The sequence below is a fragment of the Prochlorococcus sp. MIT 1341 genome (genome assembly GCF_034092415.1).
Lineage (GTDB): Bacteria > Cyanobacteriota > Cyanobacteriia > PCC-6307 > Cyanobiaceae > AG-363-P08.
Window position 1 is genome coordinate 340,969 of record NZ_CP139304.1, and the last position, 23,884, is coordinate 364,852.

Sequence of the window (23,884 nt, forward strand, 5' to 3'; positions counted from 1 at the left end):
AATAAGATCACGAACACTTTAAAAATTTTAATTCATTAGGATTATTAAATTCTCCTATAGTCTTATATTCTGGGCGATTATAAATTAAATGCCTTAGGATAATAAAAATAGATTCTATACTATTTTCTCCTATTTCTTTATCAATTTGAGAAAGACTACGAGGTTTACAATCAGAAAGAAGGTTCTCAATCCTACCTTGTAATTTTAAAACATCAGCGGCAGCAGCCTTACCAGCCTCTACTCCTGGTTGATCGTAAGCATTTACATTAATCATCTCAGCATAAAAACCTACCGCTCGCTCAAAGAGAGCAATCAAAGCTCCCAATGTAAAAGGGTTAAGTTTGTCCATAGTGATGGTTATACTTTGCCTACCACTTTCAGTTAGTGCCTGCCTTGTACCTTGATAGAATCCAGAGAGATGGTCCCCAGAATTTAATCCATTGACAAAATTAAATTCACCAATGTCATCAAGTATTTCGATAAAGGTGACGAAGAAGTTATCAACACCATCTCTAAGTTGTTGGACATATGCATGCTGATCTGTGGAACCTTTATTTCCATATACAGCTAATCCTTGATGTACAACCTGACCTTGCCTATTATTTTTTTTACCTAGTGATTCCATAACTAGTTGTTGAAGATATCTGCTGAAAACTTCTAATCTATCTTTATAGGGTAAAACCACCATGTCCCTCTTACCTTTTCCTTCTCCAGCTAGATACCATGAGGTAGAAAGTAAGGCTGCAGGGTTATCCTTATATGAGGGATTTCTAGTGAGTTGATCCATGCTTGAAGCACCTTTTAAAAACTCATTAATGTCTAATCCTAAAAGAGAAGCAGGTAAAAGCCCTACTGAACTAGTAATGCTAGTTCTTCCACCAACCCAATCTTGCAATTCAAATGTTGCCAACCAGTCTTCAGCTTTTGCAAGTTTATCTAACTTACTATCTGGCATAGTTATTGCGATAGCATGCTTTGTCCAGTTACAACCTTTCGATAGTACATATTCCCTTACAGCTTCCATTGTAATCTTAGGCTCCGGGGTAGAGCCTGATTTACTAACAACTACAAATAAGGTAGAGTCAATTTTTGCTTCGATTCTTGAAAGTACCCTACACATTCCTTCAGGATCAATATTGTCCAAAAAGTGAAAGTCTAATTTTTGTTTAGAATTTCCTAAAGCGTTAATAAGCAAAGAAGGACCAAGACTACTGCCACCTATTCCTATCCAAACAACATCCGAAAAGTTTTTATTATTAAAGGATTTAATTGTTCCTTCTAAAATCTTCTGAGAAAATTCCTTTATCGTACTTATCTGACCATTAATACTATTCTTGATTTCGTCATTTGGTGCTATTGAAGCATTCCTAAGCCAATAATGACCAACTTGCCGCTGTTCATCAATATTGGAGATAGAGCCATTTTCAAGACTATTCATTGAATCAAGTATCTTGGGAAAGTCTTCTTCGATGATTCCAAGTTTCCTATGATCTAAATGCATTCGACTTATATCTAGCCAAATTCCTAAATCGTCGTTAAACCAGTTTAATTGACAGTATCGTGTCCATTCTGAATTCGTTTCAGGATCATGGCTAGCGGAAAAGGCCATTAGAGTTAGTGAATTCCCAAGGAAGTTATGTTCCTAAACTTTAATGCATGACGGAGAGCTGTAGCAGAATAATAAAAGATATAATGGAATATTAAATTTCAGGAAAATAGCATGTTCTTCAGGGATGACAAAAAAAATACTGTCACCCTGGGCGGTTCTGCATAAAAATGTTAAACAAATTTCAGCCAGAGATTACGTAAATCCCCTTTTGTTTTATCAACTTTTGGTAATTGTTTAATTATAATATGATCTTGAAAGTTTTTGGAGCAATTAAGTTTTGTATACCTAATCGTACCTCTTCTACAATAAATAATTTCAACATCATCATGACATGTTAAATATTTTACGAAAGAATCTAAATCGGCTAGTCTAAATCCATCAAAGGAGATTAATTCATCATTTTCTATAAATCCAGAAGACATCGCTGGACTATCCTTTAAAATACTTTTAACAGTAAATTTACCGTGAAGTTCAGAAACTTTAAAACCTGAAAAACATTTACTTTCTTTTCTTCGTACAATCTGATAGCCGATTTCCAAGAGGAGATCTTCTAAAGGTAAGGTGTTAGGTGTGTTTAACCACATAACAGCGTTTTCAGCTAGTTTATTATCAATGGAGGAAATTAAACTAAAGACATCTGATGTTTTATACCCTTTAGCATTAATTGCAAAGTTATTCCACATGTACCTAAGAACAAACGATAAGCTGCTACCAAGTTTTCTTAGGGAGATGTCGAGACATAGACAGTATAAGGTCCCAACATTATAGTAACTTATTTGATAGTTTGAGCTTGAAGAATGAGATTTATATAATTTAACCCATGACTCCCTAGAACTATCTAAAAGTGAATGTTCAAACCTAGCAGGAGTATTGAAAAATCTTGTAATTTCATTAGTAAGATCATCAAGGAGATCGTTAACAGAAGATAATCCTGCAATATATGGCAATGTCAGATCAAAATAACTTGTTAAACCCTCAACAAACCAAAGGGTATCTGTTGTTACTGGTAACTGATAATTATATCTGTAGTAATCAGATGGTCTGAGGCGACGAATATTCCATTGGTGAAGGTATTCGTGACCAAAAAGCTGCAATAACTCTCTATAACCAGACTGTTTCACCAATCTTTCATTAGAGAAATGTAAAACACAACTATTGTCATGTTCTAAGCCCCCATAGCCCTTATCTAAAAAGAGAACTATAAAAATGTAAGCATCTTCAGATGGCGGGGGAGTTTTAAGAAGCCTACTTGTAGCCTCACAGATCAATTCAACATCTTGTACAAACGAATTAGGTAACGTTTCAGGGATTTTTCCTATTTGAATTATTTTGTGTTTGAAAGTTGAAACATTCAATTCATTCTGAAACAAGTCTCCAGCATGTACTGGAGCATCTATCAATTTGTCATAGTCACTTGCAATGTAAATATTTTCTTCAGCCTGTAAAGGAATTGCTGCTTTCCATTCAGGTGGAAGCATTAGTGAAAGTTTATGACCTTTATAACGAAAGTCTTTAATTAACAATACTAAAGCAGGTAAGCATAAAGAAGCAAATTCCTGATCTAAATAACAAGTTCTAACAGATAAGGTCCTTGCTTCGACTGTGTAATTAACATAAACTTTTTCTTCGGAGGTGACAATGAACTCCCAAGAGCTTGGTGAAGGGCGCTCAAATCTAAGAGTCTTGCCACATTGTTTTATGGATAAACAATGTAAAAACTGAACATGATCTCTTACTGTATAAGAACCGGGAGTCCAAATAGGCAAGGACATTATGACGTGGCCCTTCTCAGGGGTAAAACTAATCTCTACTTCTATTAACTGTGTATTAGGCTTACTCAAATCTAAGCTAATATCAACAAAATCCTGACAACTGTAATTTTCACTAAGATGCTCTGATGTACTCATACCCCTATCAAAAATAGATTCACAATAAATACTACATTCCTTCCAACAGAAGACACCAAAACCAAATATTATTTAACTAATAAAAGAGAATGAGCTTTTTATAATTAGCTATAAGATTTATATTTCTTAAATAATGTATCTCCTTAACCACCGATTGAGGCAAAGAGGATAATATTAAATTATCAACATAATCCTAGATTATCTTAGGCACAGTATGAACTCAATTATATATCCATCTGACTATGCTGGTTATCGATTTAATCCACCTCTAAGAATAGCAATCATGGCGTCAGGAAAAGGTAGTAATTTTGAAGCAATAGCAGAATCGATATATAAAAATGAACTTAACGCATGTATAAAAGCATTGATTGTTAACAATCCAAATTGTCCAGCAGTGGAAAAAGCATACTCACATAATGTTCCTATCATTACAATTGATCATAGAAATTACAATACCCGGGAGGAATTTGACGAAGAAATTATAAAGCATCTGAAAAATCTAGATATTGAACTAATAGTAATGGCAGGGTGGATGAGAGTCGTCACTAAAAGACTTATTGATGCTTTTAACAAAAGATTAATTAATATACACCCATCCCTTTTACCAAGCTTTAAAGGACTAAAGGCTGTCCAACAAGCATTAGATAACTCTGTAAAGATTAGTGGCTGCACAGTTCATTATGTGTCAAATGAAGTTGATTCGGGTGAAATTATAGGCCAGGCAGCAGTGACTGTTAATGAGAATGACAATCATGATTCATTAACAGCTAAAATCCAAACTCAAGAGCACATTCTTCTTCCATATTCAATTTCATTGGCAGGTAGAAATCTTAGAAGCAAATAGTTCTATGGATAAAAAGTAGTATTTGGAAGACCCATATTTGCCGGTAGTCCGTCCATAATATTCAAGCATTGCACCCCCTGTCCAGCCTGACCTTTAACGAGGTTATCAACGACACACATAAGTATTAAACGGCTTGTACGTGGTTCAACCTGGACTGATAAAAATGCTTTGTTTGTATTTTTCACCCACTTTGTAGCTGGATATGTACCAACAGGTAGCACATTGATAGTTTTATGATCACGATAGATAGCTTCTAAAACAGTTGTACAGTCTTCAGCTGTTAAACCAGGATCTCTCAACCTTCCATAAACTGTTGCCAACAAGCCTCTGACCATAGGAACCAAGTGTGGTGTGAATTGAACTTGAATTGTATGACCAGCAATCTCACTTGCTAATTGTTCTATTTCGGATGTGTGTCTATGCCCTACAACGCCGTAGGGTGAAATTGACTCTGAAGCTTCGGCTAGTAAAAAGGTTTCCTTTGGGGCCCTTCCACCACCGGAAGTGCCAGTTTTTGCATCAATAATGATTCCTTCCTCTTCAATCAATCCCTGTTTTAAAAAAGGGAGTAAAGGCAATAAACTTGCAGTAGGAAAACAGCCTGGTGCTGCAACAAGATTTGCATGTGATATTTCCTCTTCCTTCCATTCAGCTAAGCCATAAACAGCCTCTTTACAAAGAACAGGATCATTACGGTGCAGCCTCGAAGATTCATGAGCATAAACTTGTGACCATTGTTCTAGAGATCGGTAACGGAAATCTGCAGATAGATCAACAACCCGTATTTTGTGTTCAAGAAGTTTTGGCACAAGTTGTGAGGATTCTCCGTTCGGAAGACTTAAAACTGCATAATCCGCAGCTTCAGCAATCTTTTGGGGATTAGGGTCTTGAATTGTTAAATGTTCATCCAAAGGCAGAAATGGAAAAAATTGATTCCAAGATTTTCCAGAACTACGCTTTCCACCCAAAAAACTTACCCTAAACTTTGGATGATCCTGCAATAATCTTATTGTCTGGAGCCCTCCATATCCGGATGCCCCAATTACCGCTACTCGCTTCTGTGCTTTCATATTTGATCCGGTTGCGGGTATAAGAGGTTTCTTATCCATAAGTGTTTTTATTACCAGTCAATCGTACTTGCAACGATAATGATTGAAGAAAATCCCGCATCAACAAGCCTGAACAATACTAAGCCTAGTCATCGAAGCGGAGAAATCCAATTTGACCCAATTTCTGATGGCTTAGCGGCCATTCGAAATGGCGAGTCTGTTGTTGTTGTAGATGATGAAAGAAGAGAAAATGAAGGTGATTTGATATGTGCAGCTCAGTTTGCCACTCCCGAACAGATAAATTTTATGGCAACTCAAGCGAGAGGCCTAATCTGTCTTTCAATGGAAGGGGAACGTCTTGATGCTCTAGACCTACCTCTTATGGTTGATAGGAATACAGACGCAAATGAAACAGCATTTACAGTAAGCATCGATGCAGGCCCAGAGAATGGAGTATCTACTGGAATATCTGCAGAAGATAGAGCTCGAACAATTCAAGTCGCTATCAACCCGGCAACGAATCCGAGAGATCTTAGAAGACCTGGGCATGTATTTCCATTAAAGGCACGTAAAGGTGGAGTATTAAAAAGGGCAGGGCATACAGAGGCCGCTGTGGATCTATCCCAAATGGCCGGTTTAGTTCCCGCGGGAGTTATCTGTGAAATACAGAATCAAGATGGTTCTATGGCAAGGCTCCCAGAACTTTATGATTACTCAAAAAAATGGGGATTAAAATTAATTAGTATTGCTGATTTAATAAGGTATAGGTTAGAAAATGAAAGATTTGTGATTAGAAAAGCTAATGCTACATTACCAACATTGTTCGGTGGATTTCAAGCCATAGGTTACAAAAACAATCTTGATGGATCTGAACATGTTGCTTTAGTAAAAGGCAACCCAAGAAAATTAAAAGAACCAGTTCTTGTACGAATGCATTCTGAATGCCTAACTGGAGATGCATTTGGTTCATTACGATGCGATTGCAGACCTCAGTTAGAAGCTGCACTAGCAAGAATTGAACAAGAGGGTGAAGGTGTAGTTGTATACCTAAGGCAGGAAGGTAGAGGTATAGGTCTATTAAATAAGCTCAAAGCATATAGTCTTCAGGATGGTGGGCTAGACACAGTAGAGGCAAATGAGAGGTTAGGCTTTCCAGCTGACTTAAGAAACTATGGTGTAGGTGCCCAGATACTTACTGATTTAGGTATTCACAGATTAAAGTTATTAACAAATAATCCAAGAAAAATTGCTGGATTAGGAGGTTATGGATTACAAGTGGAAAAAAGAATTCCTCTTGTAATTTGCCCTGGGGATCATAACAAAGCTTATCTTGCCGTGAAAAGAGACAAGTTAGGTCACCTTATAGATAGTAACCAACAAGACAGAGTCGAAGAAGTTAATTATATTTATCTTGCATGGGATCTACTAAATGAACAGGAAAATATCATGTTATTTAGGTCAAAAGCTGAATCAAAATCTTTAAATCAGAACATCAACCTGATTACAGAGCATTCATCTAGGCTAGAAGCAATCCTTGAGAACCCTACCTTTCTATGGAGAGTCAAATGTAACCAAAGAAAGGCAACTGAGGATGATTCATGCGTGATAAGTACTATGAAGATTATAAATTTCCTTGCAGACATTAAGGAAACAAATCGTATATCGCTTTTCCTTACAGATAATATAGATCAGGTTCTACACCCTTCTGTAAGTCTAGGGGGAAAAGCACTTAAGCTAAATACTATAAATAAAAGCAATGTGATTAACTTGTCACGAGAAATTGAATCAAAATCAAGGCCATTATTGATTAAGTGGGATAAAAATTAAATTCAAGGTATTATTCAACTGTATTCTAACTTCTAACAGATGTCTTAATGATTCTAGTTCCATTCTTTAAAGAAAGAACAACTTCTAAATCCTTAGTTTCACCAAATACTGTATGTACTCCGTCAAGGTGTGGCTGTGATTGATGTACTAAAAAGAATTGACTTCCACCAGTATTCTTACCTGCATGAGCCATTGAAAGCGAGCCAGGTTGATGCTTGTGTGAGTTAATCTCGCAATCAATTGTATATCCAGGTCCACCAGTCCCTGGGGTGCCTTTTGCGCCGACCCTAGTATTTGGACAGCCTCCTTGTGCCATAAAACCATCAATTACACGATGGAAAGCTAAGCCATTGTAAAAACCTTCATTCACTAACTTAAGAAAATTAGCTACTGTTTTTGGAGCATCAGACTCAAACAAGTCTAATTCAATTACGCCAGCGTCCGTTTCCATAATAACAGTTGTCACGTTTGAAAAAAGGCAGATTTATTTCACATTATATTCTATAAGGAATAAAATGTGAAATAGAACTAAATATTTGCTTAATATGACAGTTGCATAAATAAGCTTATTGAGAAAAGGATTTTAATTTAGCTGAGGTAGTCCTAATGCAGCCAAGGTTTGTCGTAAGTTATTAGCATTTAATTTCAGCAAATTCCTACACTCCTCTACGGATAATTTTGAGGTGTGTACTAGTAAAGAGAGCTTTACAGAACCATCACATCTTTCCAACAATTGAAATGCATCTGCCCTCTCAAGTTGAACTAATTCTTTTAGTATTCTCAATGAACGATCAAGCAATTTAGTATTACTAATACTTAAATCAATCATTCTATTACCATAAACCTTGCCAAGCCTAATCATAACAGAGGTTGAAATAATATTCAGTGCCATTTTGGTTGCTGTTGCTGCCTTAAGCCTTGTTGAACCTGCTAACAACTCAGGTCCGGTAACTAAACGTATATCAACATCGCAAGGAATAAAAACAACATCCTTTGGTACACATGATATGGCAATTGTTAATGCTGAGATCTCCTTTCCAAAAGATAAAGCCCCATGAACATAGGGAGTTGTTCCACCGGCCATTATGCCAATCAACGAATCTTTCTTAGAAAAACCGCGGGTTTGTAAATCAATTTGGCCAGCATTCAAATCATCTTCAATTCTTTCTGCACTAGAAAACAAGGCGTCATATCCTCCTGCTATAACACCTTGTACAAGTTCTGGAGGAGTACAAAAGGTTGGAGGACATTCAGCTGCATCTAAAACACCTAACCTTCCTGATGTTCCAGCTCCAATATAAAAAATTTTGCCGCCTTTACTTATTCTGGGAATAATTTTATCAATGGCCTCTGAGATTTCGAATGATGCTCCTTTCACCGCAATTTGTGGTTTTTTATCCTCCTCAGAAAAGAGGTTTACCAACTGGTTAGTAGAAAGCTGATCAATTCCACTACTTAATATATTAGTTTGTTCAGTTGGCAGGTAACCCCTATCAGTCAATGAGTCGTTAATATTAAAAGAAAGTCTTTTCTTGCTACGAGCCATACTATAAAAGACCTTCTAAACGTTGACGGATTGAATCAAGATTAGATTCATTCTCAGATTCGCCATTATTACTAACTTTCTCTTGCCAATTAACAACATCCTTATTCTTAATAGGAGGGGATAATAATAATCTTTCTTCTTCAGTTTTTGGTACAAAGCCAGTTTCTACAAAACGAGTTTCGTATCCTGCTTTTACGCAAAAGGCCTCTATTTCTTCTCGGTCAATTTCCTCAACAGTAGGGGTTGGAAAATCTTGCGCAGCTAAAAGGCCACTGTATCTTTCAGCATCCTCAGGATTCTCAAACATCAACACGATAACTTGACCTGAAAGTTCTAAAGAATGAATGCCCTCACTTTCTTTGCCTGAATCGTAAAGCAAAACATGTACACGCATTGACTTGTTGAAGGGTTTAGTAATTCTGTCATCAATCAGGAGATATTTTTTAAAATAGCTCCGGATCAACAGAAAGTTCCTGCAATCTTTCATAAAGAGCTCTTTCAGAGTCTCCTAATTCAGAAGGAATTACAACAACTATTTCAACAAGTTGATCTCCCTTAAGCCCATCCATTTCAAGCCCTCGTCCACGAAGACGTAATAGACGTCCACTTGAAGAGCCTGGGGGGACCTGAAGTGTTACTTGACCGTGAATCGTCGGCACCTCTGCTGCACATCCCAATACAGCGTCAGCAGGCAAAAGTTCTAAACGATAAAGAATTCTCAACCCATCAACACGAAGCCCTTCATCGGTCTGGATTCGAAGTTGTAAGAAATGATCACGACCACCAGGTGCAACTCCGGCGAGTCTCAATCTCCATCCATCACCAGCCATAGGGGGTGTATCTACTTCTATCAAGGTTCCTTCGTCTAATTCGATTTGAACTGTTGTGCCATGAAGTCCTTGTTCAGGAGAAAGAGAGACTAAAGTTTCTAAGTCTTGGAAAGCCTGGACTGGTGGCGGTGGAGGTGAAGCTTTAGCAGGCCAATCCCGAACATTTGAGACGTCGTCTTCTTGTTTAAAATCTTCTTCTTCTTCAATTATTTGGTATTCTTTATCTAAAGGGAATTGCTCTTCGGAGCCTAAAACTAATGATAAGTATTCCTCAAAAGTAGGGAATCCTTCAGTAAATGGACTCTCATTTTCTTCTCTTGTTTTATTGGAACCCTCCCAAGCTTTTCTTTTTCGAGGGTCACTTAAAACAGCATAAGCCTCATTTACTAACTTAAACCGTTCTTCAGCATTCCTATCATTCCCATTTAAATCAGGATGCCATTTTCTAGCCTCTCTCCTAAAAGCTAGCTTCAATTCTTTTTGGTCACTATCAGGAGATAAACCTAATAAAGCCCAATAATCTGGGTTAGCGGTAGAAGTCATCATCCCATTGATCTACATTCCTTCTTCGAGGGTTTCGTCTCGACTCATTAAGTGATGATTGATTATCCCAAGGATCGTCGTCCCAATAATCATCTGAGAAAAGTTCATCTTTAAGTGAACCAAAAGTGTTGCGAATTCCCTGCAATGGATTCGAGTCATTACGTCTTTCGGCAGTCAAACGACGATTTAACCCAAAAAGAGCTTCTTGTAATCCAGCAACTAAAAACTCGAGTTCTTGTGGATCATCATTTTCTAGTTCATCTTGTACATCTCTTAAAGCCATTTCAACAGCTCGCTGCTGTCGCTCTGCTCCATAAGGACCAAGTTCTAGAGCTGAATCTCGAAGTCTACGTTCTGCTTGAGCAACAAGAGTGAGTGCACTATTTCTTCTATCAATACTAGCTCTACGCTTTCTATCTTCATCTGCCTTAGCAGAAGCATCCGCCAGAATTTGTTTTATCTCATCTTCATCAAGTGTGGAACCACCTTGGATACTAACTGATTGTTTTCTACCTGTTGTTCTGTCAGTGGCGCTAACTTCTAATAAACCATTTGAATCAATATCAAAAGCCACCTGTACTTGAGGAACGCCTCGGGGTGCTGGAGGAATGCCTGACAACTTAAATCTACCTAATGATTTGTTATCAGAGGCCAATTGTCTTTCACCCTGCCAAACATGTATCTCAACAGAAGACTGATTGGCTTCTGATGTGCTAAAAACGTCAGCCTGTCGAACAGGTATTGGGGTATTTCTTGGTATAAGAACTTTCATTAAACCTCCAACAGTTTCAAGCCCTAAAGAAAGTGGAGTTACGTCATTCAGCAGTAAATCACGTAATTCACCCGTTAAGATTCCTGCTTGAACAGCTGCCCCGATTGCTACAACTTCATCTGGGTTAACTGTTTGGGAAGGTGTTTTAGGAATCATTGTTCTGACTAGTTGTTGAATCATTGGCATTCGTGTACACCCCCCTACTAGAACAACATCATCAACATCCCTGGGGTCCCAACCTGAGTCATTAATTGCTGTTTGGACTGGTAGTAGTAAACGATCTAACAAATCAGGGCAAAGTGATTCAAAAGTAGGCCTATCTAGAGTCGTTTCTATATGAAGAGGGCCCTCAGAGCCTGATCCCGTTGCAATAAAAGGTAGAGAAATTGGCGTGCTTTTTACTCCTGAGAGCTCTTGTTTGGCCTTTTCGGCAGCTTCTGTTAAACGTTGAAGTGCTTGTCTATCGCGTCGAAGGTCAATGGAATATTTTTTTTGGAAATCATCAGAAAGCCAATCAACAATTCTCTGATCAAAATCATTTCCTCCAAGCTGTGTGTCACCACAAGTTGCCTTTACATCAAAAACCCCATTTGCGATTGACATCAGGGAGACATCAAAGGTGCCTCCCCCAAGATCAAAGACTAAAACCTTTTTCTTTGCAGACCGATCAAAACCATATGCCAGTGCAGCCGCTGTGGGCTCATTAAGAATGCGTTCTACGGTTATTCCAGCTAATCGACCAGCATCTCGAGTGGCTTGCCTTTGTGAATCATTGAAGTAGGCAGGAACCGTAATCACAGCAGCCTCTACAGGCTCTCCTAAGAACGTTTCAGCATCATCTATAAGTTTTCTCAGAATGCAGGCCACTAATTCTTCAGGGGCGTATTCTCTTTCTGTAGAAGGACATGTAACCCTGACATTTCCATTCGCGTTAGCTCTTACGGTATAAGGAACATTCAGGCTATTTTCTTCTAGCTCATCCCATGAACGTCCGACAAAGCGTTTCAAATTCGAAAAAGTGTTTTTAGGGCTAAGCACCAACTGTCTACGAGCCAACTGTCCGACTAAAAGTTCTGAATCCTTGGTATAACCGACCACCGATGGTGTAGTTCTACAGCCTTCAGCATTAGCAATGACTTGAGGACGACCTGCCTCTAGAACTCCCAAAACGGAGTTAGTGGTTCCAAGATCAATTCCTACTATCCGCCCCATGGCTGTTTGAACTGAATTCCAACCCTAACTTGTTTAAATATATTCTCAAGTCATTGCCTAGTGTCGTTTTCCAAGCAAAAAGGCTATTAATGGTGACAAGGGTGTAATTAGGAATAACGTCTATGTAGTGACAGGTATCGCTATGCCGGAATCTGTAGCTGAACTCTTCAGTCTTAGGCAAAGACCAACCTCGGAAAGGCTGAGAGACATAAGCTTTAGGAATCTGGCTATTTTTCTTGCTTCGTTGGTAGCAGTTTTACTTACTGGGATATTCATTGTTGTTTTTTGGGGGTCATTAGAATCGATAGGAAAGTACGGAATAGAGTTCCTATATACATCTGAATGGAATCCAGTTAGTGATAAGTATGGTGCCTTCACTGCAATCTATGGCACCCTTGTAACCTCACTGCTTGCATTGTGTATAGCGGTACCATTAAGTATCAGCACTGCGATATTCATTACTGAAGACATAATTCCTCAAAAAATCAGATATCTAATAGGACTAATGGTGGAATTATTAGCTGCAATTCCATCGGTTGTGCTTGGCTTATGGGCAATATTTGTTATGGAGCCATTTATAAGGCCATTACTTATTTATCTAAACATCTACTTTTCTTGGTTACCTTTCTTTAGCACAGAGCCAATGGGTCCAGGAATCGCTCCAGCAATAATAATTCTAGTGATAATGATAATGCCAATTATCACATCTATAGCGAGAGATTCACTAAACCAAGTTCCGAAGAATTTAAGAGAGGGTGCTTATGGTGTTGGCGCAACAAGATGGTCAGCAATAATTAATATAATTCTTCCTGCAGCAATCTCTGGAATTGCCGGAGGGGTTTTACTTGCATTGGGAAGAGCAATGGGTGAGACAATGGCAGTAACAATGATAATCGGAAATTCAAATAACTTTAACTGGTCTCTCTTCTCGCCAGGGAATACTATTGCAGCAATGCTTGCCAATCAATTTGGAGAAGCCGATGGTAGTCAAGTTTCATCTCTAATGTTTGCTGCTCTAATACTTATGATATTGACTCTAATAGTGAATATTTTAGCACAAATGATTGTAAGAAGACTAAGTCTTAAATACTAAAGATGAACATAAAAACATCTACAAACCAAGATCCAATGTCCTTAACTTACAAGCATGGTAATTTAAGAAATATTATAAATAAATCTCTAACGATAACATCTGCCATCTCTGCACTATTAACCATATCTCCATTGATAATTATTTTAATTTATATTATGGTAAAAGGAGGCACACAGATAAGCATTGGGTTATTCACTCAATTACCAGAGCCGCCAGGCGACGACATAACTTCTGGAGGCATTGGGAATGCAATAATTGGAACTTTAATAGTCACATTGATCGGGGCATCTATAGCCGTACCTATAGGCATTGGTGGAGGGATATACCTTGCCGAGTACTCACAGAAAAGCAATTTTTCTAAGTTTATTAGGTTTGGGACAAATATACTTGCTGGTATTCCCTCTATAATTGCGGGTATATGTGTATATGGATCGATCGTATCGAGCAAGATTATCTTAGGGTCAAACTTTAGTGCACTTGCTGGTGGGTTATCTCTTTCAATTTTAATGCTACCAACAATAATTAAAACTACTGAGGAAGGCCTGAAACTTGTTCCTGATGGGCTTAGAAAAGGTGCCTATGCTGTAGGAGCATGTCAATTCACCACAATTACAAGGATAACCTTACCAGCTGCAATCACACCAATTGCAACTGGAATAGTTCTTGCAATTGCTCGAGCAGCTGGCGAAACAGCGCCATTAATTTTCACTGCTTTATTCTCTTTCTACTGGTCCTCCGGACCTTCAACACTTTTAGAGCCAATAGCATCTTTATCGGTTTTAATTTATAACTTTGCTTTGGAGCCTTACCAAGCTCAAAACGAACTTGCATGGGCCGCATCATTTGTACTTGTATTAATGCTTCTGACAATGAATATATTAGCAAGGTTATTAGGAAGATTCACACCAAAATGAACACCCTTAAAATACACCCTAAAACAACACTTTAAATAAAGATGATTCCTACATCAAAGCCAGTGACAAAGACAAAAGAAGAAAATTCTAATACTATTTCGTTAGAGAATGTTACTATAAGTTATGGTTCACTTGAAGCAGTTAAAAACATCTTTTTTCAGATACCAAAAGACAGAGTAACAGCCTTAATTGGGCCTTCAGGTTGTGGTAAATCAACTGTACTTAGATCACTTAACCGTATGAACGATCTAATAGATGGGTGTTCATTAAAAGGCAGAGTTCTCTTCAATGGTACAGATATCTACAAGCCAGGTATTGATCCTGTTGAGGTCAGAAGAAGAATAGGTATGGTTTTCCAACAACCAAATCCATTCCCAAAAAGTATTTTTGAGAATATAGCCTTTGGGGCCAGAATAAATGGCTACAAAGGTGACATGAATGAATTGGTTGAAACCTCACTAAAACAAGCAGCAGTTTGGGATGAATGCAAGGACAAGTTAAATCAAAGTGGATATTCTTTGTCAGGAGGTCAACAACAAAGACTATGCATTGCAAGAACAATCGCAATCCAACCTGAGGTAATACTTATGGATGAGCCATGTTCTGCACTAGATCCTATCTCCACCCTAAAAATCGAAGAAACGATACATGAATTAAAAAAACGATATACCATCGTTATTGTCACTCATAATATGCAACAGGCATTACGAGTAAGCGACAAAACAGCTTTTTTTAATGCAGAGATGCAGAAAGGTGGTTCTGGGAAGGTTGGTTATCTTGTTGAGTTTAACGACACTGAAAAAATATTTAATTCACCTAATCAGAAAACAACAAAAGACTATGTTTCTGGTCATTTTGGATAAATGCATAAGAAACATATGATAGAAAGATAAAAAAGATAAAATTGAAGCCGTTAAATTGGCTTAATTTTTTAGATAAACGGAGAGAGAGGGATTCGAACCCTCGATAGAGTTGCCCCTATACAGCATTTCCAGTGCTGCGCCTTCGACCACTCGGCCATCTCTCCAGGCATGGTGGTATCTTATTAGAACATAGCAGGCTATTGTCAATTTTACTCATCTTTACAATAAAAAATCTTCTCGTTTATAATCTATTCTTTATAGCTGGTTGATAAATATAGATTCCTGAAACTATTCAAAAATATCCTAATATTAATACAAACAAAAGATCAGCTAAAAGCGCTATACTCAATGTAATGAGAAAATTAGCTGCATCTTGATGAATCAATTACTTTGTGAAATAGCTTCAAAAGATGCCAACCTAGATTCAAGTGATTTAAAAGAACTAGGAAAAGTCTCATTAGAGGCATCCAAAATAGGCAGTAAAGTTCTAATGAGTAAATATGGAAAGATTAGAGATGTTAAAAGTAAAGGCTCTGGGGGAAACCTTGTTACAAGTGCTGATCTAGAATCCGAGCAAGCTGTAATTCAATATCTCAGAAAAGAATGTCCTGAAATCTCAATCCTGGCCGAAGAAAGTGGATATATTGGAAATTCTGACTCATTAACATGGTGTATTGATCCACTCGACGGCACAACGAATTATGCACACGGTTATCCATTCTTTTCTACTTCAATTGGATTAGTTTGGAAAAAAGTTCCATTACTTGGAGCCATTTCTGCTCCTGCTCTACGAGAAAACTTTTGGGGTATACCTGGAGTCGGAGCGTTTTGTAATGGGGAGAAAATTTTTGCTTCTAAAACCAACTCACTTCAAGATTCGTTATTAGTTACAGGTTTCGCCTATGACAGAGTAAAGATCAAAGACAATAATTATGCCGAATTCTGTTGGTTAACTCATAGAACGCAAGGCGTACGAAGAGCAGGCGCTGCGAGCGTTGACTTGGCATATGTTGCCTGCGGAAAAATAGACGGCTATTGGGAAAGAGGACTATCAGCATGGGATGTTGCAGCCGGAATACCTATAGCTGAATTGGCAGGTTGCAAAATATGTGACTATAAGGGCGGAGGTTTTGACCTAACAAACGGGAGGGTATTCGCTTGCACCCCTAGCTTAAAGGAACCACTATTAAATGAACTAAAGAAAGTACAACCCCTGCCCGAGGTAACATATGGCACAGCAAAATATAATTAAGCGGATTCCTTATAACCACCATTAACACACGGGATGGCTCTTCAACCAGCAGCTGGAGCTAAGGATCTGATTCCTCAGCAAGTAGAAAAAAATCAAGAAATCACTACTCTCCTTGCTGAGGTTTATCGCCTTTGGGGGTATGAAGAAGTTTCTCCTCCACGAATAGAAAGGCTTGATACCTTGACCGCTGGAGGTGGGATTTCAAGTGAAGAAATAGTCAAACTTGTAGCAGAAGTTCCTTTAGGCCTTAGACCTGAGATGACTGCATCAATAGCCAGAGCGGCATGCACGAGGTTATCAAACAGGCCTAGGCCGCTTAGACTATGGGCTACTGGAACAATCTTTCAAAGTAAAGTAGGAGCAGAGGGTGGATTATGCATTGAGGAGAATCTGCAAAGTGGTGTTGAATTATTTGGTGTCAAACATATTGAAGCTGAATTAGAATTGATTTCACTACTTATTGAATCGTTATCAACACTGAAAATTAACGCGCACCACAAGACCACTCTCTTAATTGGGCATACAGGCCTTATGGAGTTAATTCTTAATCCTTACAGGGGTAAGCTTAAAGAGGAAATAAAAAACTATTTGATTGATTTCGATAGAGTTGGATTGGAACAACTTAATTTGCATTCCGCACATCAAGAAAAATTAATCAAAATCATTCAGACTAGAGGTACCGCAAATAATGTGCTAACTCGACTAAAGGATATCTTTGGTGAAGAACCAATAATTAAAGATTTACTAAGGCTATTTAAACAGATGGAACCAATCTCAAAATTACAAGGTATCGAGTTACAGCTAGATCCAACATTTCAGCCTCATTTTGAATTGTATAATGGACTAGTATTTCAATTAATTTGTCAAGGGAAGTCCTCACCAGTAGTAATAGCAAGGGGAGGAAGATATGATGCGCTTGTTGCTAACTGTGGAGGGAACAAAGAAGAGGCTGCTGGAGTAGGGTTTAGTTTTGCAATAGATGCGATAAGAGAACAAATAACAAGTTCTAAACAAAACCAGGTGAATAATTCAAGAACGTTGATCGCGTATGGTCCAAGAAAAAGTCTAGAAGACGCACTAATTCAACAAAGGGAATTGCATGGAAAAGGTATAACAGCTGTTCTCGAGCTTGAACGTTGTCCTGATCTTGATAGCGCCCAAAAACTCCTCTTATTAAGAGGATGTAAAAATTTAAACTGGTTAAATGGCTAGTTTATAAATTCAAAACTTACAAATGCCTCATACTATTGTTACCGACCAATGTGAAGGAGTTGCAGATTGCGCAACAGCATGTCCGGTTGCCTGCATTAAGCAGGGCGAAACAAAGAACGCTAAAGGTACCAACTATTGGTGGATAGATTTCGAAACCTGTATAGATTGCGGCATATGCTTGAAGGTTTGTCCGGTGGAAGGCGCTGTTATAGAGGAAGAGCGTTCAGAACTTCAAAGAACTCCCAGAGAGTAACGGTGGTACGGAGACCCCAACCATTTGGCCTTTAATAATTTCCCGAAGCAATACTAACCTTACAAAAATCACATCAATGGGTTCATGGAAGAAGGAAAAATCGAAATCCATACTGAAAATATTTTTCCCATAATTAAAAAGGCAGTTTATTCTGATCATGAAATTTTCCTAAGAGAGCTTGTTAGCAATAGCGTTGATGCAATTAGCAAGCGGCGAATGGCGTCTGTTTCCGGTGACTGCAGTGATGCCGACAAAGATCAAATAGCCATAAGCATTGATAGGGAAAGAAAAACTATAACTATTTCAGATAATGGTATTGGAATGACATCCGAAGAAGTAAAAAGATATATAAACCAGGTAGCATTCTCAAGTGCAGAAGAGTTCCTTCAGAAATATTCAAAAAATGAAGATAACATCATAGGACATTTTGGTCTTGGCTTTTATTCGTCTTTTATGGTCGCAAAAAAAGTAGAATTAGTATCATTATCAGCCATAGATAAAAGCAAAGCGGTAAAGTGGTCTTGTGATGGGACGCCAAACTTTACTTTAGAAGAAACTGATAAAGAAGAAATTGGCACAGAAGTTGTCCTTCACATAATGGAAGATGAAACTGAATATCTAGAACCTACAAGAATAAAAACACTAATAAAAAAATATTGTGATTTCATGCCAGTCGAGATTTTATTAGAAGGTGAGATGATCAATAAAATGACTGCTCCTTGGCGGAAAAGCCCAAAAGAAATGAAAGATCAAGATTATATTGACCTATACAGGTATTTATATCCATATCAAGGTGATCCCCTACTTTGGGTACATCTAAAAACAGACTATCCGTATACTTTACAGGGTATTTTATTTTTTCCGAGAACAACAGGCAGAGCTGATTGGGAGTCTGGAGAAATAAATCTTTATTGTAACCAAGTCTTTGTTAGCGACTCCATAAAAGAGGTAGTACCTCGTTACTTACTACCTTTAAGGGGAGTAATTGATTCACCAGATATTCCCCTTAATGTAAGCAGGAGTGCTCTACAGACAGATAGAAGGGTTAGGTCAATTGGAGGTTTTGTTGCTAAGAAAGTTTCGGATAAAATTAAATCAATAAAAGATAGTGAACCAGAGTTTTACGCCGAAGCCTGGGAAACAATAGGTCCATTTATAAAAATAGGGATAATGGAAGATGAAAAATTTGCAGAACAGATTAGTGAATATGTTTTATTCGGAACAACATCTTCCGATAAGGAAGATGTTACACTTATTTCAAAAAATGGTAAGTCATACACAACACTTTCAGGTTACCTAGATCGCATAAAGGAAGGGAACGAAAAGAAAGTTATATACTGCACTGATGAGATTTCACAGAGAAATGCTATAAGTCTTTGGAAAGAACAAGGAATTGAAGTTTTAAAAGCAGAGACAGTAATTGATGCTCAATATATTCCTTGGCTAGAGACAAAAAATAATGACGTCAAGTTCGAAAGAGTTGACTCTGGTTTATCAGGAGAACTAACCGAAGACAAATCCGAACTGGCCGATAAAGATGGAGAAACTGAATCTGAAAAGATTAAGACACTCGTAAAAGATGCTTTGAGCGATGAAAAAATCACTGTTCAAGTCCAGGCCCTTAGAGGAGAAGAAGCACCACCAGCAATGATTCTCCTACCAGAACAAATGAGAAGAATAAATGACATGGGAGCCCTTATTGAACAACGCCTTCCTGGATTGCCTGAACATCACGTGCTGTTGATCAATCAAAATCATTCTCTAGTAAAAGGCTTAATGAAGCTACATTCTGGAGGGGTTCTTGTCGGAACAGGAGAATCGTCCCCTACGACTTCTATTTCCAGGGATATTGCTATCCATTTATACGATATGGCCAAATTAAGTGTCGGAGGGCTTGAGCCAGAGGAACTAGCAGGATTCCAAAACAGATCAGCCCAGCTTATGGGGCAATTGGTTGATAAGGCACAATAACCATGATGTACTACTCTGGTAAGAGATACCTGAAGGAATTTGAATATGTCTAGGGTTTGCCAACTAACAGGAACACGCGCTAACAATGGTATGGCAGTGAGCCATTCTCATATCAGAACAAAGAAACTTCAACAAGCAAATCTTCAACAGAGACGACTTTGGTGGGCAGAAGGTAATAAGTGGGTAAAGCTAAGAGTAACTACAAGAGCCCTAAAAACCATCCAGAAAAAAGGCCTGGGCCCTTATGCCAAAACTTTAGGAATTGACCTAAGTAAATTCTAGTCAAAGCCCTTCACAAAACATTTTTATTAATTTCTTTAATAAAATCAACGCAAAGCATTTAGTTTCTACAAGATCTTCGCAATATTAAAATTCTAATTTTAATATGTTAATTTTAACTGAGCAAAACAATATTACATGCATTATCATCAACTAAAATGTTAATGTTATTATATCCGGATTAACAAAAGAGCCTTATATATGAATACTCTTGGTAAAAGTAATTTTGTTCTGTTATATCATCGAACACCTTTCGAAGAAGGGAAAGATGCTAATGGTAAAAGGGTCTGGTTAGATCAAAAGAGCCCAAATGGAATCATTCCAACCCTAAGAAATTTATTCAGAAATAGAGATGATGGTACATGGATAGCCTGGAGAGAAGTTTTGTCTACTGAGCTAGAAGAGGATGAACGTTTAGAGATGAAATCACCCTCAAATTTCATTTTGAGAAGAATACCACTAGCAAAAAATGAAGTATCAAGTTTTTATCATGTAACTTCAAAGGAATGTTTCTGGCCCATACTACATACCTTTCCAACCTATTTTGACGTAAATAACGCTGACTGGAAAATATTTGAAGAGGTAAATCAGAGGTTTGCAAATGCTGCTTGTTTAGAAGCATCTAAGGGGGCAAAGGTATGGATTCATGACTACAACTTATGGCTTGCACCGGGTCTAATTAGATCAATGAGACCAGACCTTAATATCGCATTTTTTCACCATACTCCATTTCCTGGAAACGACGTCTTTGCAATCCTTCCATGGAGAAGACAAATAATTGAGAGTTTACTTTCTTGTGACATGGTTGGGTTTCATATCCCAAGGTATGCTGAGAATTTCGCAAGAGCAGCAAACTGTCTGGTAGGAGCAAAGCGTGGTCCCAAAGTAGCTGTAAATGAAAAATTCATTGCCGTAGGTAGTGCTCTTACTGAACCATCGGTAACACCATGGCTAGAACATGCAGGAAGAAGAATTCAATTGTTATCATCTCCGGTAGGAACATCTCCTGATGTAATCGAAGATATTATTAAAGGCAAAGAGCTTAAAGTTCATACAGACAAGATAAAGCAAGGGACAAAAAAGCGTCGTAAGTTAATACTTTCTGCCAGTAGGGTTGATTATACGAAAGGAAATGAAGAACTTTTACTTGCCTATGAAAGACTTCTAACAAGGCGACAAGATTTGCATGGGAAAGTGGTTCTGATGTTGGCATGCGTTTCAGCAGCAAGTGGCATGAAAATCTATGAGGAAACTCAAAGATCAATCGAAGAAATGGCTGGCAGAATAAATGGTAAGTTTAGTTTGATCGATTGGGTTCCAATCCGACTTTCAACTCTCAGAATTCCATATGAGGAAATGGTTGCATGGTTCACTCAAGCTGATATCTGCTGGATAACACCATTAAGAGATGGGCTAAATCTTGTAGCAAAAGAATATGCTGCTGCTCGCAAAGGTCAAGACGGGGTATTAGTTCTTTCAGAATTCACTGGCGCATCAGTTCTTTTAAACGGTGCAGTTCTAACAAACCCCTATTCACATAGAAGAATGGATGAAGCTATTGAAGAAGCTATTAATATGAAAGACAATGAGCAGCGGGAAAGAATGGAGACCATGGTGAAGGCAGTCTATTCATACACAGTAAATGACTGGGCAAAAGAACAGTTGGAATCAATAGGCGGAGACACAAATTAAAGAGATAAATGACAAAAAAAAGCAGCATATGGAGATTAATTAGCTCGATTTTGATATTGCCATTTACATATTCCTGTTCAGACACTAAAGAATTAAACAAAACATACTTGAATGTGCTTATGCCAGCACCATTTGAAGACTCTACAAGAGAGCTTATCAAACAGTTTAATACTATTAATAAGGATTCTATAAAGGTAGTTGTTACAAGGGGGCCTAGAGAGACTGAATCTGTTTCAGACTTGGCAATTAGCAGTTTATTACTTGAAAAAAGTCCATATGATGCTCTTTTAATAGATGTGACATGGTTACCTAAGTATGCAGAAGCAGGTTGGCTAGAAAACCTAGCACCATGGTTTGATAAAACTCAATTTGATAAACTCGAAAAGGGAGCGGAGCAAGGCAATATTTATAAAGGTAATTTGTATAGATGGCCATTTGTTGCAGATATTGGCTTGTTATATTGGAGAAAAGATTTAATGAGCAAACCACCTAAAACTCCACTTGACTTAACTAACATTAGTAAGAGACTTAAAGTGAATAAACAAATAAAGTATGGATACGTATGGCAAGGTAGGCAATACGAAGGACTAAGTTGCGTCTTTTTAGAAATTGCAAAAGGTTTTGGTGGTGATTGGATATCCAAGGAGGGTGTTGTAGCTCTAAATAATAAAAACACAATATCATCAATAAAATGGTTAAAAAGCCTTCTTAAGGAGGGTTTATCCCCTAAGGCAGTAACAAACTTCTCCGAACCCGAAGCCCTTCAAGTTTTCAAGAATGGTGACGCGGCATTTATGCGTAACTGGCCATATGCATGGAAGGAATTACAAAAAGACACAAGCAAGGTTAAAGGAAAGGTAGGTATAACAACTATGGTTTCATTAAATAATTATCAACCATCTCCAACATTGGGAAGTTGGGGATTCTCAATTATCTCATCGAGTCCAAATAAGGACAAAGCAGCACAACTTATCAAATTCTTATCATCAAATTCTTCACAGAAATATTTATTTTTAAACTATGGTTATACTCCTACTACTAAAGAAGTTTTTGAAGACAAACAACTTCTTGCAATTAAGCCAATACTAGTCAAATTAAGACAAGCTTTACGAAATAGTAAACCTAGGCCAATGACCCCTGTTTATGCGCAGATAAGTGATGTCTTACAAAGGCATCTTAGTTCTATAATAACTGAAGAGGTAGATATTGAATCAGAGATGAGTGAAGCAACAAAAAGTACAGAAAGGATACTCTCATCTGCAGGAATTAGAATAGAATGATATTCCTAGTCTTGCCAGCTTTTATATTAATATTTCTAGTATATTGGTTGCCAATAATACGCTATAGCTGGATGAGTATGCATTCAGCCTCAGTCGTAACTTCTTTAATACCTGTTAGCAATAATGGAGCCAATTGGGTACGTCTCATAAATGACCAACGGTTTTGGCAAGATGCTATACAAACAACAAGATTTGCATTTATATCAGTCACTATTGAAGTACTACTTGCACTGGCCATTGCGCTATTGATTAATCAAGAATGGAAAGGTAGGGGAGTTGTAAGATCATTAACTATTTTACCTTGGGCACTTCCTACAACAGTAATGGCACTTGGCTGGAGGTGGATTTTCAATACACCTTATGGGCCAATTGATCAAATAACAGGACTTTTATCACTTGGGGAATCTAACATTCTTTCAAACCCATCGTTTTCTTGGATTTCTACAGTAATTGCAGACTGTTGGAAAACAACACCATTTGTTGCTTTGATAATTTTAGCAGGTTTGCAAACTATACCAAAAGATCTCTACGAGGCTTTTTACATAGAAGGTGGGAAACCAATTAACGCTTTGTTCAACATTACTATACCTTTATTAAAACCATATATTCTAATAAGCATTATTTTTCGAATGGCACAAGCATATGGTGTATTTGAGTTGATTCAAGTAATGACGGGAGGTGGCCCAGCCGGAACTACAGAAAGTTTAGCATTATATGCATATCTCAATGCCATGCGTTTCTTAGATTTTGGTTATAGCTCTACAATTATGCTTGCAAGCTTTTTACTTCTAATAATCTCATGTTTATTATCTTGGCTATTACTTAGAAATATAAATATTTTACTAAGGTATAATTCATGAAAAGACCCAAAAATATATTTATCTTTATGCTGTTGACATGGACCTTATTACCTCTTCTATGGCAATTTTACACTTC

The 23,884-nt window shown here is 37.7% G+C and carries 21 protein-coding genes and 1 tRNA gene; 13 read left to right on the plus strand and 9 right to left on the minus strand.

Translation table 11 applies throughout. The features are described 5' to 3' along the window. Positions 1 to 7 precede the first annotated feature (7 nt). The gene (locus SOI84_RS01700) at positions 8 to 1,609 is read right to left on the minus strand and encodes a glucose-6-phosphate isomerase (RefSeq protein WP_320674681.1); all 1,602 of its coding nucleotides are present in this window, start codon (positions 1,607 to 1,609) and stop codon (positions 8 to 10) included. 170 nt (positions 1,610 to 1,779) lie between these two features. After that, positions 1,780 to 3,516: a PDZ domain-containing protein gene (locus SOI84_RS01705; protein WP_320674682.1), complete on the minus strand. Its 1,737-nt coding sequence runs from the start codon at positions 3,514 to 3,516 to the stop codon at positions 1,780 to 1,782. A gap of 214 nt (positions 3,517 to 3,730) precedes the next feature. Here SOI84_RS01705 and purN point away from each other — a divergent pair, with 214 nt between their 5' ends. Then, on the plus strand, positions 3,731 to 4,360 hold the full coding sequence (gene purN / locus SOI84_RS01710; protein ID WP_320674683.1) for a phosphoribosylglycinamide formyltransferase: 630 nt from the start codon (positions 3,731 to 3,733) through the stop codon (positions 4,358 to 4,360). 2 nt (positions 4,361 to 4,362) lie between these two features. Here purN and argC read toward each other — a convergent pair whose 3' ends face one another. Next, positions 4,363 to 5,469 carry an N-acetyl-gamma-glutamyl-phosphate reductase gene (argC, locus tag SOI84_RS01715; protein WP_320674684.1) on the minus strand — a complete coding sequence of 369 codons (1,107 nt, stop codon included), beginning with the start codon at positions 5,467 to 5,469 and terminating at the stop codon, positions 4,363 to 4,365. Between the two features lie 39 nt (positions 5,470 to 5,508). Between argC and ribBA the strand changes: the two genes are divergently transcribed. Beyond that, positions 5,509 to 7,236, plus strand: a complete 1,728-nt coding sequence (gene ribBA / locus SOI84_RS01720) for a bifunctional 3,4-dihydroxy-2-butanone-4-phosphate synthase/GTP cyclohydrolase II (RefSeq protein WP_320674685.1) — start codon at positions 5,509 to 5,511, stop codon at positions 7,234 to 7,236. A 25-nt stretch (positions 7,237 to 7,261) separates the two neighbouring features. On the opposite strand, the gene SOI84_RS01725 is transcribed toward ribBA, so the two are convergent. The 5 genes from SOI84_RS01725 to dnaK all read right to left on the minus strand — a co-directional run bounded on the left by SOI84_RS01725 (position 7,262) and on the right by dnaK (position 12,139). Further along, positions 7,262 to 7,687, minus strand: a complete 426-nt coding sequence (locus tag SOI84_RS01725; RefSeq protein ID WP_320675317.1) for a peptidylprolyl isomerase — start codon at positions 7,685 to 7,687, stop codon at positions 7,262 to 7,264. 132 nt (positions 7,688 to 7,819) lie between these two features. Continuing rightward, positions 7,820 to 8,782, minus strand: a complete 963-nt coding sequence (gene murQ / locus SOI84_RS01730; protein ID WP_320674687.1) for an N-acetylmuramic acid 6-phosphate etherase — start codon at positions 8,780 to 8,782, stop codon at positions 7,820 to 7,822. A gap of 1 nt (position 8,783) precedes the next feature. After that, entirely contained in the window at positions 8,784 to 9,176 is a 393-nt protein-coding gene (locus SOI84_RS01735; RefSeq protein WP_320674688.1) for a DUF3110 domain-containing protein, read from the minus strand. 49 nt (positions 9,177 to 9,225) lie between these two features. Further along, entirely contained in the window at positions 9,226 to 10,155 is a 930-nt protein-coding gene (locus SOI84_RS01740) for a DnaJ domain-containing protein (protein WP_320675318.1), read from the minus strand. Continuing rightward, positions 10,139 to 12,139 carry a molecular chaperone DnaK gene (dnaK, locus tag SOI84_RS01745; protein ID WP_320674689.1) on the minus strand — a complete coding sequence of 667 codons (2,001 nt, stop codon included), beginning with the start codon at positions 12,137 to 12,139 and terminating at the stop codon, positions 10,139 to 10,141. The genes SOI84_RS01740 and dnaK overlap by 17 nt, the downstream gene beginning before the upstream one ends. 142 nt (positions 12,140 to 12,281) lie before the next feature. On the opposite strand from dnaK, the gene pstC reads away from it, so the two are divergent. From pstC to pstB, 3 genes are read left to right on the plus strand one after another with little or no spacing between them, the layout of a single operon-like run. Next, complete coding sequence (gene pstC, locus SOI84_RS01750) at positions 12,282 to 13,232, plus strand: phosphate ABC transporter permease subunit PstC (RefSeq protein WP_320674690.1); 951 nt, start codon at positions 12,282 to 12,284, stop codon at positions 13,230 to 13,232. Between the two features lie 2 nt (positions 13,233 to 13,234). Then, entirely contained in the window at positions 13,235 to 14,146 is a 912-nt protein-coding gene (gene pstA, locus SOI84_RS01755) for a phosphate ABC transporter permease PstA (protein WP_320674691.1), read from the plus strand. A 41-nt stretch (positions 14,147 to 14,187) separates the two neighbouring features. Next, a complete protein-coding gene (gene pstB / locus SOI84_RS01760) occupies positions 14,188 to 15,009 on the plus strand; it encodes a phosphate ABC transporter ATP-binding protein PstB (RefSeq protein ID WP_320674692.1) in 822 nt (273 codons plus the stop codon). 77 nt (positions 15,010 to 15,086) lie between these two features. Here pstB and SOI84_RS01765 read toward each other — a convergent pair. Beyond that, a tRNA-Ser gene (locus tag SOI84_RS01765) sits at positions 15,087 to 15,173 on the minus strand. Positions 15,174 to 15,385: 212 nt separating this feature from the next. On the opposite strand from SOI84_RS01765, the gene SOI84_RS01770 reads away from it, so the two are divergent. The 8 genes from SOI84_RS01770 (at position 15,386) to SOI84_RS01805 (ending at position 23,808) form a co-directional block, all read left to right on the plus strand. Next, the gene (locus SOI84_RS01770) at positions 15,386 to 16,261 is read left to right on the plus strand and encodes an inositol monophosphatase family protein (RefSeq protein WP_320674693.1); all 876 of its coding nucleotides are present in this window, start codon (positions 15,386 to 15,388) and stop codon (positions 16,259 to 16,261) included. A gap of 33 nt (positions 16,262 to 16,294) precedes the next feature. Beyond that, positions 16,295 to 17,473 carry an ATP phosphoribosyltransferase regulatory subunit gene (locus SOI84_RS01775; RefSeq protein WP_320674694.1) on the plus strand — a complete coding sequence of 393 codons (1,179 nt, stop codon included), beginning with the start codon at positions 16,295 to 16,297 and terminating at the stop codon, positions 17,471 to 17,473. A gap of 22 nt (positions 17,474 to 17,495) precedes the next feature. Then, on the plus strand, positions 17,496 to 17,726 hold the full coding sequence (locus SOI84_RS01780) for an indolepyruvate ferredoxin oxidoreductase subunit alpha (RefSeq protein WP_320674695.1): 231 nt from the start codon (positions 17,496 to 17,498) through the stop codon (positions 17,724 to 17,726). Between the two features lie 84 nt (positions 17,727 to 17,810). Beyond that, positions 17,811 to 19,697 (plus strand): molecular chaperone HtpG, encoded by a 1,887-nt coding sequence (htpG, locus tag SOI84_RS01785; protein ID WP_320674696.1) that lies wholly within the window; start codon positions 17,811 to 17,813, stop codon positions 19,695 to 19,697. 45 nt (positions 19,698 to 19,742) lie between these two features. Then, complete coding sequence (rpmB, locus tag SOI84_RS01790) at positions 19,743 to 19,979, plus strand: 50S ribosomal protein L28 (RefSeq protein ID WP_320674697.1); 237 nt, start codon at positions 19,743 to 19,745, stop codon at positions 19,977 to 19,979. Between the two features lie 198 nt (positions 19,980 to 20,177). After that, positions 20,178 to 21,668 carry a glucosylglycerol-phosphate synthase gene (gene ggpS / locus SOI84_RS01795; RefSeq protein WP_320674698.1) on the plus strand — a complete coding sequence of 497 codons (1,491 nt, stop codon included), beginning with the start codon at positions 20,178 to 20,180 and terminating at the stop codon, positions 21,666 to 21,668. A gap of 8 nt (positions 21,669 to 21,676) precedes the next feature. Further along, positions 21,677 to 22,948: an ABC transporter substrate-binding protein gene (locus SOI84_RS01800; RefSeq protein WP_320674700.1), complete on the plus strand. Its 1,272-nt coding sequence runs from the start codon at positions 21,677 to 21,679 to the stop codon at positions 22,946 to 22,948. Beyond that, positions 22,945 to 23,808, plus strand: a complete 864-nt coding sequence (locus SOI84_RS01805) for a sugar ABC transporter permease (RefSeq protein WP_320674702.1) — start codon at positions 22,945 to 22,947, stop codon at positions 23,806 to 23,808. Before SOI84_RS01800 ends, SOI84_RS01805 begins: the two co-directional genes overlap by 4 nt. Positions 23,809 to 23,884: the final 76 nt, after the last annotated feature.